Raw genomic sequence first — 15,509 nt, forward strand, 5'->3', positions numbered from 1 at the left:
CCCAACCCCAACCCCGACCCCAACCCCAACCCCGACACCAACACCCACACCAACACCGACCCCAACACCCACACCGACCCCAACACCAACCCTCAAACCTAAAGAAGATGACGGCGGTCCGAAAATTCCCGGCTTGCCGATTCCCATACCCCCAATTCCCGCAAAACCAAAACCAAAAGATCCACCACCACCAGCGTGTGACGATGGCTCATGTGGTGCTGCAATTAAAAACGGCGTTGATAGTAACGGGAACAAATTAGATGCTTTACAGTTATTTCTTCAAGGGCTTGATTTAGCACTTTTAAAAGTAATAGATAACAAACTTGGACCCCAACTACAAAACGGTGGTATCTCTAGTTTTTTAGTAAGGTTTCAACAGGGTTTTAATGCTTTTACAAAGTGGACGCGACTAGACAGAATACTGAATATTTTAATTTTTGCTGCAACAGTTCAAAACCATATAATGTTGTCGAACAACCTTGCTCAAACATTAATAGGTGCGCTAACAAATGTATTGACACTTATTGGACTAAACGATAGTGAGGGAAACTCTTTCAGCGTAGAAAGTATTATCAATTCCTCTATTGAGAACTTTGTTAAGTCAATTGTTGGCGCTGAAAATTATGCTGAATTATCAGCAGCTTGGGCGAAAGCAAACAGAATTTATCAAGCGGCAACGAATGTATTAAATAGCTTTCAAAATATCGCTAATACAATTCTTAGCGGAATGGAAGTCATGGCAGGAAATACAAGCAAGATAGGAAACGCGCTAAGGAAAGCAGGAGAAGTATTAGAAACCGCATACGGTTGGATGAATCCCCAACCCAAATTTAATAAAGTTACCCAAACATTAGAAAACCTTAATCAAGCTGGTTCGACAATTCAGCAGGTGACGCAAGTTCCCCTTGACGTAATTCAAGCGACAACAGATTTGCAAAGTGAAACAATTACACGTACAGATGCAGAGCGTCTAGCCCTGAGTATTAAAAATGAATTAGCAACACCCCCGTTTATTTGGGAGAAAGGACATTTCATCTGCACTTATTATGATGATGAACGCGGATACAAAATGCGCTTACAAGTAAAATCCAAACTTGAAGGAGAAAGAGTAGTTAAAAAAATATTATCGATACAAGACCACATTTTTAACGATGATAAATTTCAGTTCGTTGAAAATAGTCGCACCTTTGCAGCAATACCAGGAACTCACAAGGTATACGGAAGAAATGTCAAAAAACCTCGTGAGCGTCCCATCGCTTCGGTGAAATTTAGATACGCCCAGCTTTTAATCTGGGGACAGCAAAATGCTGTGAACTTGGTTTCGGTCGCTGGCAGACTCCGAAGCGTTATTCAAAGGGTTTAAGTTTTTTTAAACAAATCGTGAGGAGACACTTAGTGTGTCCTCTTAGATTTTTCATTGTTTTTCCTGTGATAGAAAGGAAAAAACACTACGGATAACCTTTTTACACAATGGGTAAAAGATTCAATAACCTAGACGCGGCACTAAAATATCTTCGCGCTCCTGGTGCCACAACTGGTACTACAACAATAACCGCGCCAGCTGGTAGCCAATTAGCAGAGTATCAGGAATACAAAAGTGGGAAGAAGATCATCACTTACACTCGTGATGCCACGTCGAAACCAGGCAATCTAGGGGAGGCTTTTATCAAGCCCTTTGGTTTAGTAGCAGCGGACACAAAAGTTTTTATTGTCGATTATTCTGCTCGTGCCAAAACTGGAGCTACTGGTAGTGGGGTGTCTGATACCGTTTTGGGGCATGAAGCAAGCAGTGCTGATGCATCGCGGGTATATGGGTTTACTCCAGCTAAAGCGGTGGTTACTGTTGCTGGTACCGGTGAAGGAACTGCCACACCTTCAAAAATTACTGGCAGAAGTTATAAAAAGAAGGCAAACAACACTTACACTTACCCGTTGGGACGCACAACGGCAAACCCATCTTACTCCGAACAAAAAGGTGCAGTTACTGCTGCTGTTGCTACTGGCAGCGCTAACCGAGGTGTCAGCTTTAAACCGGAGATTTATCGTTAGTGTTAGCCACCATTTTACAGCCAGAAATTAATTTGATTCATCCTGTCTGTTTGCAAGAAGCTAATCATTTGTGTAAACAATTGGAATTAGCACAGCTTGCTACCGATAAATTTGTGGGATGTGAGATTAGTTTTTCGGATTTTTTGGAGCTTATGGAGTTAGCAGAAGTCAATATTGATGACTATCTGCTAACAATTGAAAATAATTTGTTAGAAGTTGGAGCGAACATTTAAATGTCCCAGCCGGTTCTCCAACTTACGAGCCAAGGGAACTGGAATCAGATTTATGATGAATCACGATTAGCTGTTCCCGCGACTCCTTCCGGAGGGCATATCCCTATACCTGCTTTTGAAATTCCTTTTTTGTTCGATAAGCATGTTATTGCGGTACGATGTCTTTCACCGAGCGCCAAACCGACTTGGCGATATGCCGGTACACTTTCACAAAGATTTCAGGCGGGTACAGGGGGGAGTGCTTCAACCCTACCTACTTTAGATGCTACGTCTTTAAGCTTAAGAATAAATCGCAGTAAATTAGTCGTTTTCAAAAAATACACTCAGCAGTATGAATTACTTTTTGAATCTCCACCTTGGATCAAAGAAATGCGGCTAACTATTTGGCAGTATGTAGGGACTGAATCTGACAGTACGGAGGATTTGTTGAGAGAGTTATTAGGATTTGAATAAATGCCTTTAAATATTGACGATACAGATAATTCAGCGATTACTGGCAATCCTTTAAATTTAAGGCGAGTTCTTAATGGTTTCGCATTCCAAATAAAGGCACTTTCCGGACAAACATCCTGGAAAGTTCCCCCGCATCTTCCTATCACCCAATTGGGGCTAAAGGGGGATAAGGGAGATACCGGAGCGCAAGGCATCCAGGGACTAAAGGGAGACAAGGGAGATCCAGGGGAACCGGCACCAATTAATCACACTCATGCGATCGCCGACGTTTCCGGTCTCCAAGCGGCTCTTGATAGTAAGGTCTTGCCACATCCGGGCTTTGTTTCTGGGAGATATTATTCTCCTGCAATATACTCTTCTAATGTAAATACTAGCTTTGCTGTTGGATATGTTTACTACACTTTTCGTTCAAGTCGCCTCCTACCGAGACGTAGAACTTATCCCTACTATCAAAGATGCTATAGAGCAGGCGCACTTTCCTGAATTATTGAGTTTTGGTATTTGTTGGCAATATCAAACAGAGTCAGAACTACGTTATATTGATGCGCTTAAGAGTATCAAAAACTGTCGTGTAATAAGTGTTTTAGCTTCTTGTTCTAAAGGGGTTGGTTGGGCAAGGTCTGAAGTCCAAAGGATGTTTGAAAGAGAAAAATATACTCTACAAATTGATTCTCACATGCGTTTTGTGAAGGATTGGGATATTTTATTAATTAACATGTTAAATCTATGCCCAAGCAAGAAACCTGTTTTAACTGCTTACCCCGCTAGCTATACACCGCCTCGAATATTGAATAATAATTTTGTTACTGGGATAACTTTCGATAAGTTCCATGAATCGGGAATTATTACTTTTAAAGGAAGTGGGGAAGATTTAAGTAAATTTCATTTACCACAACTGGGTAGTTTTATTGCTGGCGGTTTTATGTTTTCAGAAGCTTCTATTATTAACGAAGTACCAGCAGATCCGAATATTTACTTTTTAGGGGAAGAGTTTTTATTTTCTGTCCGGGCTTGGACACGCGGCTGGGATATTTATCATCCCAATAAGCTTTTATGTTGGCACTACTATAATGAAAAATGCACTTCTAGACCGCTTCACTGGCAGGATAACGAGTGGATACCACTAAATTATTCATCCGCTGAACGGTTTAGAAAAATCCTTGGCTTGGAAGTAAACAGCGAAGATTTTGGGATTTATGGCTTGGGAGATAATCGCACCCTATCGGCGTATCTGCAAATGTGTAATATTTCCCTGGATGATTGGGCAAATCAATACGAGAATTACCGTGGACAAGCAACAACTAGAAATGAAGGTAGACTTTCTAATCACCAAGATCCAGGAATTAGAAACAGTTCACACCTCACAACTAACCCAACTATTTAAGAGAGTCGAGGAGCTTGAACAGTTCCAGCATGATTATGAAAGCTGGCAGGAACATCAGCGCGATCGCGGTGAATAGAGATTGGGGATTCCGATTAATCATTTTTGGGGTACAACTACCACAGAATCGGCACCAGAAGTTTTACCCTCATCAGGCAGCATTTGATCCAAATACCCACCGACACCAACTGAGTGCCAAATCCCCTTCATATGTCACGGAAACTATGGTCTGCGATCGCAGACCAAACGGGACTTAGACAAATTTCCGAGGTACATGCGTAAAACCTAAAACCGACTCACAGACGTAGCAATGCTAGGTCTCTACGTGTATTTAATAATAACGCAATCTGCTGTATTATATTGTTCCCAATAGACATAGGAGTGAAAAAGAATGTAGAGACGCGTTAGCGAAGCGGGACGAAGTTCAATTTCGCGTCTCTACAAGGGTTCAGGATGACGCATATTTAATTTCTACCAGATGTCTAATAAGGGCAACACCTTCTTCTTTAACAAGTTAATTAAAACTGGCTCCATATACTCAAAGTCATTTGGTATATCCAAACATATAACTTTTTTACCCTTGAGAAACGGCTGAAAGTTTTTCGATAGCTTATTTCTATGGGATTTTTCCATAACAAAAATAATATCAGCCCATTCAATCATTTCAGTTGAGACTGGTAATTCAGCATTGCGATCTAAACCTGCCGATTCCACCTCAAGTCCTTCATACTCAGAGAACACAGCCTCAGCTGTAGGACTTCGCAATCTATTCTGACTACACAGAATCCCCAGAGCGTTTACTTGCTTCTGGCAGCATTTGACCCAAATACCCACCCACACCAACTTTCGCCAAGTCGCCAAAGGTAGGGCGAAAATTATGGTCTGCGATCGCTCGCAGTTCGGCTTGTACTGATTGAAGTCGAGTTAAGAAAGTGTTTTTTACTACTGGTTCCATCGTTGTGTTGCCATAATACAGCTTTTTTCATGTACTTGTTCGAGTTTTTAGAGAAATTAGCCACCAGAACCCGCCGACCACAAAGCAAAAGCTCTAGCTCCTGGCGCACCGATCCAAAGAACATGGGACTGCAAGCCAAGTTACTTAACTTACTGCACCGCGACAAATCCACGGCTAACCGTTTGCTACAACAACAGCGCCGAATGCATCCAGGAAAGTCAGACAAGTGGTATCTTGAAAAAGTCATTTGGGACTTAGAACGCGATCGCGGTCGGTAATGCCGGACTAAATCTAGCCTCCTCGATGCAGGTGCGATCGCAGTCTGGATGAAAGACAACGCTCAGTCTGGATGAAAGATAACGCGATCGCCATTCCCCAACGCCCAATGCCCAATGCCCAATGCCCAATTAAAAGCGATCGCGCTTCCGGATGAGAAAGAGGGCGATCGCTGGTGAACAAGTAAATGTTGAGCAAACTATACCAATGAAACTTACTGAAATCAAGAAAAAATTTAAGCGATCGCACTTTCTCGCAAAGCTCTGGTTTTGGGCAGCGGTTCATTCTCCAGATTTTAAAGAGTGCCAGTTTCTTCTTTACAGGTTCCCAATCACAGTATTAGTCGATAGGAGGACCTGGGGTTCTACGTTTTTATCAATCATCATTGATTTTAATCATTTGGAATGGGATATGTTTATCCCTTCGGATGTTTATAGTGCTTTTGAAAAAGTTCACAAAATACAAGAGGTGAGCGAACATATCACCCATGACGATTTGAGACAGGTTTTAACAAAAGTGCAGATATCTCGCTTGAGCGAGAAGTTAAGTGTCCAATGCTCCAAACGGTTTAGCATCCTTTTTATCAAAGATTTCAAGAGCATCACCACGTCGAATCAGACATTTTTCCAGACGCGGAAATTCGGCAATTTCCACATCAAGGTTTTCTCCTCCCATTAAGTAAAGTAAATCTTCGTCACCTGTATTCCTGAGATGATGAGCTACTGAAGGAGTCGGGAATGCCATAAAGTCTCCGATACCAACTTCAAATTCTTCGCCGTCAATTTCCGCAATTCCCTGACCTGATAAGATATAAATCCATTCTTCCTCGCGGTAGTGGGAATGATAGACAAAGGATTCCTTCCCTGGAGGGATTTTTGCAAAATTGACTCCGGTACGCTTGAGTCCGAGCGATCGCCCCATATATGTCCCTGATATTTCCGATTTCGGATTCCAGGGGTGCGAAAACGTTTGCATATTATCCGCAATTTGTTGAGCACGTAAAATAAAAGATTTATTATCTGTCATATTTATCACCTAATTATCTAGCATTTCGGTATATTATCGCTAATTTATCGAGGGAGACGTTCCAACGGAACGTCTCTACAAAGATTATGGTTTCTACAGGCAAGTATAAAAACCAAATTTAGGCTACTTTACTCCAACTTATATAAGGCAACTTTGCGGCAGTTGCCCGAACTTGTTCAGAAGAAGCAACTAACTGACCGCAAGCATCCCAAGTGCCGGCAAGGAACATGTTTTTGGCACCTTCACTCATTGTAACTGTGCCAGTAAAATCGCCACATTGCACTTGCATTGTTTCCAGATTCACTGTCATCGATGCTTGGGGATTGTTTGTGACAATTTCTTGCAAATGCTTGACGGTAGGAGCATCAGCCGTCAGGCAGGGAATGCCCATTGCGACACAGTTACCGAAAAAGATTTCGGCAAAGCTTTCACCGATGAGCGCTTGAATTCCCCATTTTGCGATCGCTTGGGGTGCATGTTCCCGCGATGAACCACAGCCAAAGTTGCGGTTAACTAACAATATCAAAGCACCTTGATACTGCTCTTGATCGAAAGGATGCTCACCTTTCAATCCTGTTCTATCATCAGCAAACACATGTTCGCCCAAACCATCAAAGGTGACACAACGCAAATATCGAGCCGGAATAATGCGATCGGTATCAATATCATCACCCACTAAAGGAATACCGCGTCCGGAAACTGCTTTAACTTCACTTACCATAATTCTATTAGGGAATTGGGCATTGGGCATGGGGCATTGGGCATGGGGCATGGGGCATGGGGCATGGGGCATTGGGTATGGGGCATGGGGCATTGGGCATTGGGCATGAGGCATTGGGCATGGGGCATGGAAAGAATTGTATTTATTCACGCACTTGCTTTATTGAACTTCTTTAATTCTCATTGCCCATTGCCCATTGCCCATTGCCCATTGCCCATTGCCCATTGCCCATTTCCCATTTACAACAATTCGCGCACGTCGAATACTTCACCTTTCAAGGCTGCTGCTGCAACCATTGCCGGACTCATCAATAAAGTGCGACCGGAGGACGAACCTTGGCGTCCTTTGAAGTTGCGGTTAGAAGAAGAAGCGCTAATTTGCCGTCCTTCAAGTTTATCGGGGTTCATCGCCAGACACATAGAACAGCCAGCTTCACGCCATTCAAAGCCGGCTTCGGTGAAGATTTTATCGAGTCCTTCGGCTTCTGCTTGCTTTTTCACTCTTTCGGAACCGGGGACGACAAAAGCTTTAATTCCCTTAGCTACGTGGTGTCCTTGGGCAATTTTCGCAGCTTCGCGCAAATCGCTAATTCGTCCGTTGGTGCAGCTACCAATGAAGCAAACATCAATTTTTGTGCCTTGGATTGGTTGACCGGGAGCCAAATCCATGTATCGATAAGCTTCTTCGGCAAGAGTGCGATCGCTTGCGGGGAGTTCTTCGGGGGTGGGTACGGCTTGGTTAACTCCGATACCTTGACCGGGGGTAATGCCCCAAGTTACGGTAGGGGGAATTTCGGCGGCGTCGAAACTTACTATATCATCATATTCGGCGTCAATATCACTGCGGATCGACTCCCACCAAGCAACTGCTTTATCCCAATCTGCGTCTTTCGGGGCAGAGTCTCTACCTTTGAGGTATTCGTAAGTAACTTGGTCGGGATTGATGTAACCGCAACGGGCACCACCTTCGATGGACATATTGCAGACTGTCATCCGTTCTTCCATGTTCATTTGCTCAAAGGTGGTGCCTGCAAATTCATAGGCGTATCCTACACCACCTTTGACGCCGAGGGTGCGGATAATATGCAAAATAACATCTTTGGCGTAAACACCGGGTTTGAGTGTGCCATTAACTTCTATTTTGCGGACTTTCAGTTTGGAAAGTGCGAGGGTTTGGGAAGCGAGGACATCCCGGACTTGACTGGTACCGATACCAAAAGCGATCGCACCAAATGCACCATGAGTTGATGTATGGCTATCACCACAAGCGATGGTCATTCCTGGCTGTGTCAGTCCTTGTTCTGGTGCAATTACATGCACAATTCCTTGACTTCCGCAACCAATATTATAAAATGTAATGTTATTTTCTTGACAATTTTGCTCCAGCGCTTGCATCATTTCTTCTGCTAGGGTATCCACAAATGGACGTGCCTGATTTTCTGTCGGCACTATATGATCCACCGTGGCGACAGTCCGCTCTGGAAATAATACCTTTAAATTGCGCTCTTTTAACATCGCAAAGGCTTGGGGACTGGTGACTTCATGAATCAGATGCAGTCCAATAAACAGTTGCGTCTGTCCTTGCAGGAGCGTACCAACTGTGTGTGAATCCCAAACTTTATCAAACAGTGTGCCTTTGCTCATACTCAATTGGTCCCTGGTTCTGCCGGATCTATGATGTTATCAAAAAAGTGAACTACCCACGCCAAGCTGAACGGTTGGCAAAGGATATTTATTTTTAGCTTCTTTAATCACGATAAGAAAACTTCTTAGTTATGTCCAATATATCTTTCTGGTTTGATTAATATTTTTTAGATATGAATGAGTTGCATGATTAGCGCTCTTTTATTACTCTCGCTAGGTTAAATTTGAAACCCCATTTTCAGATTAGTCCGCGTAGGCGGACTTTGTTGGTGTAGCCGCGATTTTAATCGTCGGGGCTTCTTTAATGCGATCGCAAATCTCCTCAAAAATCTTTTTGTAAGTGATATTACTGAAGTTAATCATGTTTAGCCTGTAGTAATTGGGCGCGATCGCAATGACACAAGCAGCTCCTAAACTCCTGACATTTGATGATTTTGTCGCTCGGTATGGAGATACGGCAGCAATTTTCACTCTTCAATGCGGGAATTAATAGGTTTTTTGGTGAGACTACAGAAAGGAAACAACAAAGGGCGAGGCTGTTATATAATCATTGAAGTTTGGAGCTCCGAGTTTTTCCCTTCAAACAGGAACGTTCTCACTTGAAACAGGAACGTTCTCACTTCAAACAGAAACGTTCTCACTTCAAACAGAAACGTTCTCACTTCAAACAGGAATGTTCTCACTTCAAACAGGAACGTTCTCACTTCAAACAGGAACGTTCTTACTTGAAACAGGAACGTTCTCGTTTAGAACCTCAAGCTTGAACTTCAGATCAAGGCTAATAGCTGAAGTCTGCGGATATCTTGCATTAAAGCCAAAACCGCCTCAGAATGAATTCTAAGGCTAATAGCTCAAGTCTTCTAAAGAAGACTGAATAAGGGCTTGAGTCCACTTAAGTGGACTTTAGCTATTAGCCCTGAGTTTTAACTCTGGGCGGGTCTGGACGCTAATTGAGATTGGTGTAAAATATCAGTTTGAACGGACTTCAACTTCTCGCTGTGAAATTTATTTCTTGGCTGACGAGAATTAGGGTGCAATATATAACTAATCACATTTTAGAAGTACAGCTTCCGGAATGGCTGTTAATGCTGCTGATGTTATGTGTGATGAGCTTGAATTTTGATACTAAAAGCTAGATAATAGCCTCAGGCGCCCATGAGCAATAATCCCACCGTGAAAAAAATCTTGATTTTGGCAGCAAATCCTAAAAATACAGTGCGCTTGCGACTGGATCAAGAGGTGCATGACATTAAGAAGGGATTGCAAAGTGCCAAAGAACGTGACAATTTTATCCTACAGCAAGAGGGGGCAGTACGTCCGCAAGATATTCGCCTTGCGGTGTTAGATTTTCGTCCAAATATCATTCATTTTTCCGGACATGGTTCGGAAACTGAGGGTTTATCCTTTGAGGATGAAGTCGGTAAGGAAAAGTTTGTCACAGCAGAAGCGCTAGCGGAATTTTTTAAGCTTTTTGCTAAGGATGTAGAGTGTGTATTGCTCAATGCTTGTTATTCTGAAGTACAAGCTAAAGCGATCGCTCAACATATTGATTATGTCATAGGGATGAATGAAGCGATCGCTGATAAAGCTGCACTGGAATTTGCTGTTGGTTTTTACGATGCTTTAGCACGTTACAACCCACAGTCTGATGGAGATTCGTCTATAGAGTTTGCCTTCAACGTTGCTCGCAGTTCGATTTTACTAGCTGGGGTTTCGGGTGCATCTATCCCAGTGCTGATAAAGAACCCTAATCTAAAGCCTAAAGATACAACTATTTTAAAACGTATGAATCCAACTATTATACGATATTCTGGTAAAGCAAAAAATTATATCTGCCAAAGGCTAGTTGATGATTGGGAACAATTAGCAGACCATTTTGATATTCCCAAACATCAGAAGAATAGTTTTGAAAGAGGAAAAGAGCCTAATCGTGTTTGGGAATGGTTAGAGCAAAGAAGCAGACTTGGTGAATTAGAAGTTGCTTTAAGTGACATTGGGCGAGATGATTTAGTTGAGGAGCTAAAAAAAAACTAGTTCCTGACGAAGGTGATAAGCTGCTTCTCGGTCAACTTATTGGTAATGTACCAAATTTACCACCGCATTTTTTACCCCGTGATAAACAACTCAACCCGCTGAAAAATAAGGTGTTAGCTGATACGAATCAACCTGTGGCTATCACTGCTAAAAGTCGCAGTGTCGGTGTGCAAGGTATGGGGGGAATTGGTAAAACTGTACTAGCTACGGCATTAGCGCGGGATGAAGAAGTCAGACGGGCATTTCCTGATGGGGTGATTTGGATAACATTCGGACAAACACCGCAAATTTTAACTTTGCAATCGAATGTAGTAGAAGCACTGGGGGATAAGCAAGCATCGTTTACCGAGATTAATTCGGGAAAAACGCAGTTGCGAAAGTTGTTGACGGATAAAACTTGTTTGCTAATTTTAGATGATGTATGGAATTTAAACGACGCAAGCGCGTTTGACGTGTTAGAAAAACGTAGTCAGATGTTAATTACTACCCGTGATGCGGGGATAATTACAGCGTTGGGAGGGGAAGAATATCAACTTTCAATTTTAAATCAACAACAGGCTTTAGCTTTATTGGCAGATTGGGCAGAAAAAGCTGTAGAGGAGTTACCAAGCATAGCATTAGAGGTAGCGCAAGAATGCGGGTATTTGCCATTAGCATTGTCAATGGTGGGAGCGATGATGCGGGGGAAGCCGACAAATCGCTGGCAGAATGTGTTAGAAAAGCTGCGTTGTGCAGACTTAGACAAGATTCGTCAACAGTTTCCAGATTATCCTTATCCCGATTTACTCAAGGCAATTCAGGTAAGTGTGGAAGCGTTGGAAGCAGAAGAGAGAGAAAGATATTTAGATTTTGCTGTCTTTGCTGAAGATACACCGATTCCCGAAGCAGTTTTGCAGACTTTTTGGGAACCGTTGGGGTTAGATGAGTTTGACACCCAAGATGTAATTGATAAGTTAGTGAGCAAGTCTCTGGCGTCGCGGGATAAAAAGGGAAATCTGAGTTTGCATGACTTGCAACTTGATTATGTCAGAAAAGAGATCCCCCCAACCCCCCTTTTTAAGGGGGGCTATGATCCTGAGAACCATCCAACCTCTCAAGACATGCGGGGCTATGATCCGGAGATCCCCCCAACCCCCCTTAAAAAGGGGGGCTATGAGACTGAAATTCCTTCAACTCCCCTTAAAAAGAGGGGCTATGAAAAGCAAGGCTATATTTCTAACACCCCCTTTTTAAGGCAGTCGCCACAGGCGGGGGGATCATCTGCGTTATCATCGTTACATAATCGCCTATTAAACGCTTACACTCAAAAATACCCCAATGGCTGGCATAGCTTAGAGAATGACGGCTACATCTTCCTCTCTTTAGCACATCATTTAATTGAAGCAGGACGCCCAACCGAGTTACAACAGTTATTATTTGACTTTCGCTGGTTGCAAGCGAAGTTAGAAAACAGCAACATCAATGAGTTAATTGCAGATTATGACTTATTACCCGAAGATGGGAATTTGCAATTGCTGCGACGGACGTTATTACTGTCAGGACATATTCTCGCTGAAGATAAAACACAGCTAGCAGGGCAATTATGGGGACGTTTGCAGAGTTTTGCAGCGTCGGAGATTCAACAATTGTTGCAACAAGCACATCTGAACCAAACTACTTGGTTGCGTCCTTTGTCAGCTAGTTTAACTCGCCCAGATGGAGATTTAATTAAAACTTTAGTTGGTCATAGTAGCTGGGTTCTTGCAGTTGCTGTCACACCTGATAGCAAGTACGTGATTTCTGGTTTACGTGACAACACCCTGAAAGTGTGGGATTTGCAAACAGGGGAAATTCTGCGTACCCTAACTGGTCATAGTCACTCGGTTAATGCAGTTGCTGTCACACCTGATAGGAAGTACGTGATTTCTGGTTCACGTGACAACACCCTGAAAGTGTGGGATTTGCAAACAGGGGAAATTATGCTTACCCTAACTGGTCATAGTCGCTGGGTTAATACAGTTGCTGTCACACCTGATAGGAAGTACGTGATTTCTGGTTCACGTGACAACACCCTAAAAGTGTGGGATTTGCAAACAGGGGAAATTCTGCGTACCCTAACTGGTCATAGTAGTTGGGTTCATGCAGTTGCTGTCACACCTGATAGCAAATACGTGATTTCTGGTTCACGTGACAAAACCCTGAAAGTCTGGGATTTGCAAAGTGGCAATCAGCTACGTACCCTAACTGGTCATAGTAGCTGGGTTAATGCAGTTGCTGTCACACCTGATAGCAAGTACGTGATTTCTGGTTCACGTGACAAAACCCTGAAAGTGTGGGATTTGCAAACAGGGGAAATTCTGCGTACCCTAACTGGTCATAGTAGCTGGGTTCATGCAGTTGCGACCACATCTGATAGCAAGCACATCATTTCTGGTTCCTGGGATCACACCCTGAAAGTGTGGGATTTGCAAAGTGGGGAAATTATGCGTACCCTAATTGGTCATGATCGCTGGGTTTTTGCAGTTGCTGTCACACCTGATAGCAAGTACGTCATTTCTGGTTCAGATGACGACATCTTGAAAGTGTGGGATTTGCAAAGTAGCGAAATTATGCGTACCGTAACTGTTCATGATCGCTGGGTTAGGGCAGTTGCTGTCACCCCTGATAGCAAGTACGTCATTTCTGGTTCATATGACAAGACCCTGAAAGTGTGGGATTCGCAAAGTAGCGAAATTATGCGTACCCTAACTGATCATAGTCACTCGGTTATTGCAGTTGCGACCACACCTGATAGCAAGTACGTGATTTCTGGTTGCTGGGACAACACCCTGAAAGTGTGGGATTTGCAAAGTTGCGAAATTTTGCGTACTCTAACTGGTCATAGTCACTTGGTTCTTGCAGTTGCTGTTACCCCTAATAGCAAGTACGTCATTTCTGGTTCACGTGACAAAACCCTGAAAGTGTGGGATTTGCAAACAGGGGAAATTCTGCGTACCCTAACTGGTCATGATCGCTCGGTTAATGCAGTTACGACCACACCAGATAGCAAGTATGTGATTTCTGGTTCCTCGGACCACACCCTGAAAGTGTGGGATTTGCAAAGTGGGAAAATTCTGCGTACCCTAACTGGTCATAGTCAGGCGGTTAATGCAGTTGCTGTCACACCAGATAGCAAGTATGTGATTTCTGGTTCAGTTGACAACACCCTGAAAGTATGGGATTTGCAAAGTGGGAAAATTCTGCGTACCCTAACTGGTCATAGTCAGCCGGTTAATGCAGTTGCTGTCACACCTGATAGCAAGTACGTCATTTCTGGTTCCTGGGACAACACCCTGAAAGTGTGGGATTGGCAAAGTGGAGAAGTAATTGCCACTTTCACAGGTGACAGTGTAATCGCTTCCTGTGCGATCATACCCGATCGCCTGACAATTATTGCTGGAGAACAATTAGGACGAGTGCATTTTTTACAATTAGAGGGCGCCTGATGAACTACAATCTAAATCAGACGATTTTGCGATCGATAAAACGGACGCTTCACCACAACTGCGGGGTAAACTTTCCCCCGAATTTCTACTTCTAGCTGCTGACCAACACTTGCTAACTCTGTGGGAACATAACCAAGGGAGATGGGATAACCAAGTGTAAGTGATAAAGTTCCACTGGTGACTTCCCCCACAACTTTACCTGCTGATAATATTTGATAGCCGTGACGAGCAATATTGCGTCCTTGCATCTGCAAACCTACCAACCGACGTTGCACACCATCAGCTTTCTGCTGTTCTAAAATTGAACGTCCGATAAAATCACCTTTGCTATCCAGATGAACCAACCAACCCAAACCCGCTTCTAAAGGAGTGGTATTATCATCGATATCTTGTCCATAAAGTGCCATTGCCGCTTCTAGTCGCAGAGTGTCTCTCGCACCAAGTCCACAAGGAATCACACCAGCTTTAATCAGATTTTGCCACAACTCCACCCCCACATCTGGATCTACCATCACCTCAAATCCATCTTCCCCGGTGTAACCTGTACGGGCAAGAAATGCCGGTTTCCCGAATATAGTTGCATCCAAATGACCAAATGCTTTGACTGGAGTTAAGTCTGCTGACACAAATTGCTGAAGAATGCTGCTTGCTTTTGGTCCCTGGACGGCAATTAAGACCTTTTCTCGTGACAAGTCTTGAAAATTCACCTTTTCAACGTCCAGCTTTTGCAATAACCATGCTTTGTCTTTGCCTGTGGTTGCCGCATTGACTATAATTACAGCTTTTTCTATGCCTGTTGTGCTGTCTTTACCTTGATAATATACAATGATGTCGTCAATAATTCCCGCTCTTTCATTTAACAACACAGTATATTGCGCTTGACCTGGTTGCAACCGACTCAAATCTGAGGGAACCAAACCCTGAAGCTGGGAAATTACGCTTTTACCTTGTAAAGTAAACTTACCCATGTGGGAAATATCAAACATTCCCGCAGCATTTCTCACCGCTTCATGTTCGCGGCTAATACCAGTAAATTGTACAGGCATTTCCCAACCACCAAAGCTGGTTAATCTTGCTTTCAGTTCTACAGCAAGCTCATATAAAGGAGTTTGTGCCAGGGTAGTGATAACTTCTTCTTGATTAGCCACAGTATTTATTGCGATCGCGCCTCTATTATAATATACCCTCATCCTGGAAACCCTACCGTGTACAAACAAGCCGGAAAAACCTCACCCTTGCTTTTAGCTACGCTAAAATCTTTCCCTCTCCTTGGT

Annotated in this window: 18 protein-coding genes and 1 pseudogene; 11 read left to right on the forward strand and 8 right to left on the reverse strand. The window is 43.3% G+C overall.

Annotation, left to right across the window (positions count from 1 at the left end; translation table 11 throughout):
• The 7 genes and pseudogenes from TOL9009_RS49520 to TOL9009_RS45925 all read left to right on the forward strand — a co-directional run.
• Nucleotides 1-1,363, forward strand: a pseudogene (locus TOL9009_RS49520) (hypothetical protein); the annotation flags it as partial.
• A gap of 107 nt (nt 1,364-1,470) precedes the next feature.
• On the forward strand, nt 1,471-2,049 hold the full coding sequence (locus TOL9009_RS0120615; protein ID WP_029634453.1) for a hypothetical protein: 579 nt from the start codon (nt 1,471-1,473) through the stop codon (nt 2,047-2,049).
• Nucleotides 2,049-2,282 carry a hypothetical protein gene (locus tag TOL9009_RS0120620; RefSeq protein ID WP_029634454.1) on the forward strand — a complete coding sequence of 78 codons (234 nt, stop codon included), beginning with the start codon at nt 2,049-2,051 and terminating at the stop codon, nt 2,280-2,282. Before TOL9009_RS0120615 ends, TOL9009_RS0120620 begins: the two co-directional genes overlap by 1 nt.
• Nucleotides 2,283-2,735: a hypothetical protein gene (locus TOL9009_RS0120625; RefSeq protein ID WP_029634455.1), complete on the forward strand. Its 453-nt coding sequence runs from the start codon at nt 2,283-2,285 to the stop codon at nt 2,733-2,735. It begins immediately after the preceding gene.
• A complete protein-coding gene (locus TOL9009_RS48470) occupies nt 2,736-3,218 on the forward strand; it encodes a collagen-like protein (protein WP_029634456.1) in 483 nt (160 codons plus the stop codon). It abuts the gene before it with no gap.
• A complete protein-coding gene (locus TOL9009_RS0120635) occupies nt 3,124-4,119 on the forward strand; it encodes a GlcNAc-transferase family protein (RefSeq protein WP_072022157.1) in 996 nt (331 codons plus the stop codon). Before TOL9009_RS48470 ends, TOL9009_RS0120635 begins: the two co-directional genes overlap by 95 nt.
• Nucleotides 4,120-4,154: 35 nt before the next feature.
• Nucleotides 4,155-4,373 carry a hypothetical protein gene (locus tag TOL9009_RS45925; RefSeq protein WP_144238289.1) on the forward strand — a complete coding sequence of 73 codons (219 nt, stop codon included), beginning with the start codon at nt 4,155-4,157 and terminating at the stop codon, nt 4,371-4,373.
• A 214-nt stretch (nt 4,374-4,587) separates the two neighbouring features.
• Here TOL9009_RS45925 and TOL9009_RS0120645 read toward each other — a convergent pair whose 3' ends face one another.
• Nucleotides 4,588-4,881, reverse strand: coding sequence for a low molecular weight protein tyrosine phosphatase family protein (locus TOL9009_RS0120645; RefSeq protein ID WP_242055722.1), 294 nt, complete (start codon nt 4,879-4,881; stop codon nt 4,588-4,590).
• A gap of 10 nt (nt 4,882-4,891) precedes the next feature.
• Nucleotides 4,892-5,071 carry a hypothetical protein gene (locus TOL9009_RS45930; RefSeq protein ID WP_144238290.1) on the reverse strand — a complete coding sequence of 60 codons (180 nt, stop codon included), beginning with the start codon at nt 5,069-5,071 and terminating at the stop codon, nt 4,892-4,894.
• 29 nt (nt 5,072-5,100) lie between these two features.
• Here TOL9009_RS45930 and TOL9009_RS0120650 point away from each other — a divergent pair, with 29 nt between their 5' ends.
• On the forward strand, nt 5,101-5,349 hold the full coding sequence (locus tag TOL9009_RS0120650; protein WP_051502970.1) for a hypothetical protein: 249 nt from the start codon (nt 5,101-5,103) through the stop codon (nt 5,347-5,349).
• A 13-nt stretch (nt 5,350-5,362) separates the two neighbouring features.
• Here the strand turns inward: TOL9009_RS0120650 and TOL9009_RS45935 are convergent, their stop codons facing one another.
• The 5 genes from TOL9009_RS45935 to TOL9009_RS45945 all read right to left on the reverse strand — a co-directional run bounded on the left by TOL9009_RS45935 (nt 5,363) and on the right by TOL9009_RS45945 (nt 9,208).
• On the reverse strand, nt 5,363-5,632 hold the full coding sequence (locus TOL9009_RS45935) for a hypothetical protein (RefSeq protein ID WP_144238291.1): 270 nt from the start codon (nt 5,630-5,632) through the stop codon (nt 5,363-5,365).
• Nucleotides 5,633-5,890: 258 nt separating this feature from the next.
• Nucleotides 5,891-6,373 (reverse strand): cupin domain-containing protein, encoded by a 483-nt coding sequence (locus tag TOL9009_RS0120655; RefSeq protein ID WP_029634460.1) that lies wholly within the window; start codon nt 6,371-6,373, stop codon nt 5,891-5,893.
• A 118-nt stretch (nt 6,374-6,491) separates the two neighbouring features.
• Nucleotides 6,492-7,094, reverse strand: a complete 603-nt coding sequence (gene leuD, locus TOL9009_RS0120660) for a 3-isopropylmalate dehydratase small subunit (protein WP_029634461.1) — start codon at nt 7,092-7,094, stop codon at nt 6,492-6,494.
• 239 nt (nt 7,095-7,333) lie between these two features.
• A complete protein-coding gene (gene leuC / locus TOL9009_RS0120670; protein ID WP_029634462.1) occupies nt 7,334-8,737 on the reverse strand; it encodes a 3-isopropylmalate dehydratase large subunit in 1,404 nt (467 codons plus the stop codon).
• A gap of 243 nt (nt 8,738-8,980) precedes the next feature.
• Nucleotides 8,981-9,208, reverse strand: coding sequence for a hypothetical protein (locus TOL9009_RS45945; RefSeq protein WP_144238293.1), 228 nt, complete (start codon nt 9,206-9,208; stop codon nt 8,981-8,983).
• Nucleotides 9,209-9,294: 86 nt separating this feature from the next.
• Here TOL9009_RS45945 and TOL9009_RS45950 point away from each other — a divergent pair, with 86 nt between their 5' ends.
• From TOL9009_RS45950 to TOL9009_RS44600, 3 genes are all read left to right on the forward strand, one after another.
• The gene (locus tag TOL9009_RS45950) at nt 9,295-9,501 is read left to right on the forward strand and encodes a hypothetical protein (RefSeq protein WP_144238294.1); all 207 of its coding nucleotides are present in this window, start codon (nt 9,295-9,297) and stop codon (nt 9,499-9,501) included.
• Nucleotides 9,502-9,892: 391 nt separating this feature from the next.
• A complete protein-coding gene (locus TOL9009_RS39910; protein WP_063628695.1) occupies nt 9,893-10,771 on the forward strand; it encodes a CHAT domain-containing protein in 879 nt (292 codons plus the stop codon).
• Between the two features lie 110 nt (nt 10,772-10,881).
• Nucleotides 10,882-14,235, forward strand: coding sequence for an NB-ARC domain-containing protein (locus tag TOL9009_RS44600; protein WP_084763266.1), 3,354 nt, complete (start codon nt 10,882-10,884; stop codon nt 14,233-14,235).
• 11 nt (nt 14,236-14,246) lie between these two features.
• Here the strand turns inward: TOL9009_RS44600 and gcvT are convergent, their stop codons facing one another.
• On the reverse strand, nt 14,247-15,383 hold the full coding sequence (gene gcvT, locus TOL9009_RS0120685) for a glycine cleavage system aminomethyltransferase GcvT (protein WP_029634463.1): 1,137 nt from the start codon (nt 15,381-15,383) through the stop codon (nt 14,247-14,249).
• Nucleotides 15,384-15,509 lie beyond the last annotated feature (126 nt).

The organism is [Scytonema hofmanni] UTEX 2349, from assembly GCF_000582685.1.
Lineage (GTDB): Bacteria > Cyanobacteriota > Cyanobacteriia > Cyanobacteriales > Nostocaceae > Hassallia > Hassallia hofmanni.

What these genes read in the sequence shown, in the direction of transcription:
- TOL9009_RS0120615 (WP_029634453.1), top strand. Translation starts at nt 1,471, where the DNA reads ATGGGTAAAAGATTCAATAACCTAGACGCGGCACTAAAATATCTTCGC.
- TOL9009_RS0120625 (WP_029634455.1), top strand. Translation starts at nt 2,283, where the DNA reads ATGTCCCAGCCGGTTCTCCAACTTACGAGCCAAGGGAACTGGAATCAG.
- TOL9009_RS48470 (WP_029634456.1), top strand. Translation starts at nt 2,736, where the DNA reads ATGCCTTTAAATATTGACGATACAGATAATTCAGCGATTACTGGCAAT.
- TOL9009_RS0120635 (WP_072022157.1), top strand. Translation starts at nt 3,124, where the DNA reads ATGTTTACTACACTTTTCGTTCAAGTCGCCTCCTACCGAGACGTAGAA.
- TOL9009_RS45925 (WP_144238289.1), top strand. Translation starts at nt 4,155, where the DNA reads ATGAAAGCTGGCAGGAACATCAGCGCGATCGCGGTGAATAGAGATTGG.
- TOL9009_RS45930 (WP_144238290.1), bottom strand. Translation starts at nt 5,071, where the DNA reads ATGGAACCAGTAGTAAAAAACACTTTCTTAACTCGACTTCAATCAGTA.
- TOL9009_RS0120650 (WP_051502970.1), top strand. Translation starts at nt 5,101, where the DNA reads ATGTACTTGTTCGAGTTTTTAGAGAAATTAGCCACCAGAACCCGCCGA.
- TOL9009_RS45935 (WP_144238291.1), bottom strand. Translation starts at nt 5,632, where the DNA reads ATGAACCGCTGCCCAAAACCAGAGCTTTGCGAGAAAGTGCGATCGCTT.
- TOL9009_RS0120655 (WP_029634460.1), bottom strand. Translation starts at nt 6,373, where the DNA reads ATGACAGATAATAAATCTTTTATTTTACGTGCTCAACAAATTGCGGAT.
- leuD (WP_029634461.1), bottom strand. Translation starts at nt 7,094, where the DNA reads ATGGTAAGTGAAGTTAAAGCAGTTTCCGGACGCGGTATTCCTTTAGTG.
- leuC (WP_029634462.1), bottom strand. Translation starts at nt 8,737, where the DNA reads ATGAGCAAAGGCACACTGTTTGATAAAGTTTGGGATTCACACACAGTT.
- TOL9009_RS39910 (WP_063628695.1), top strand. Translation starts at nt 9,893, where the DNA reads ATGAGCAATAATCCCACCGTGAAAAAAATCTTGATTTTGGCAGCAAAT.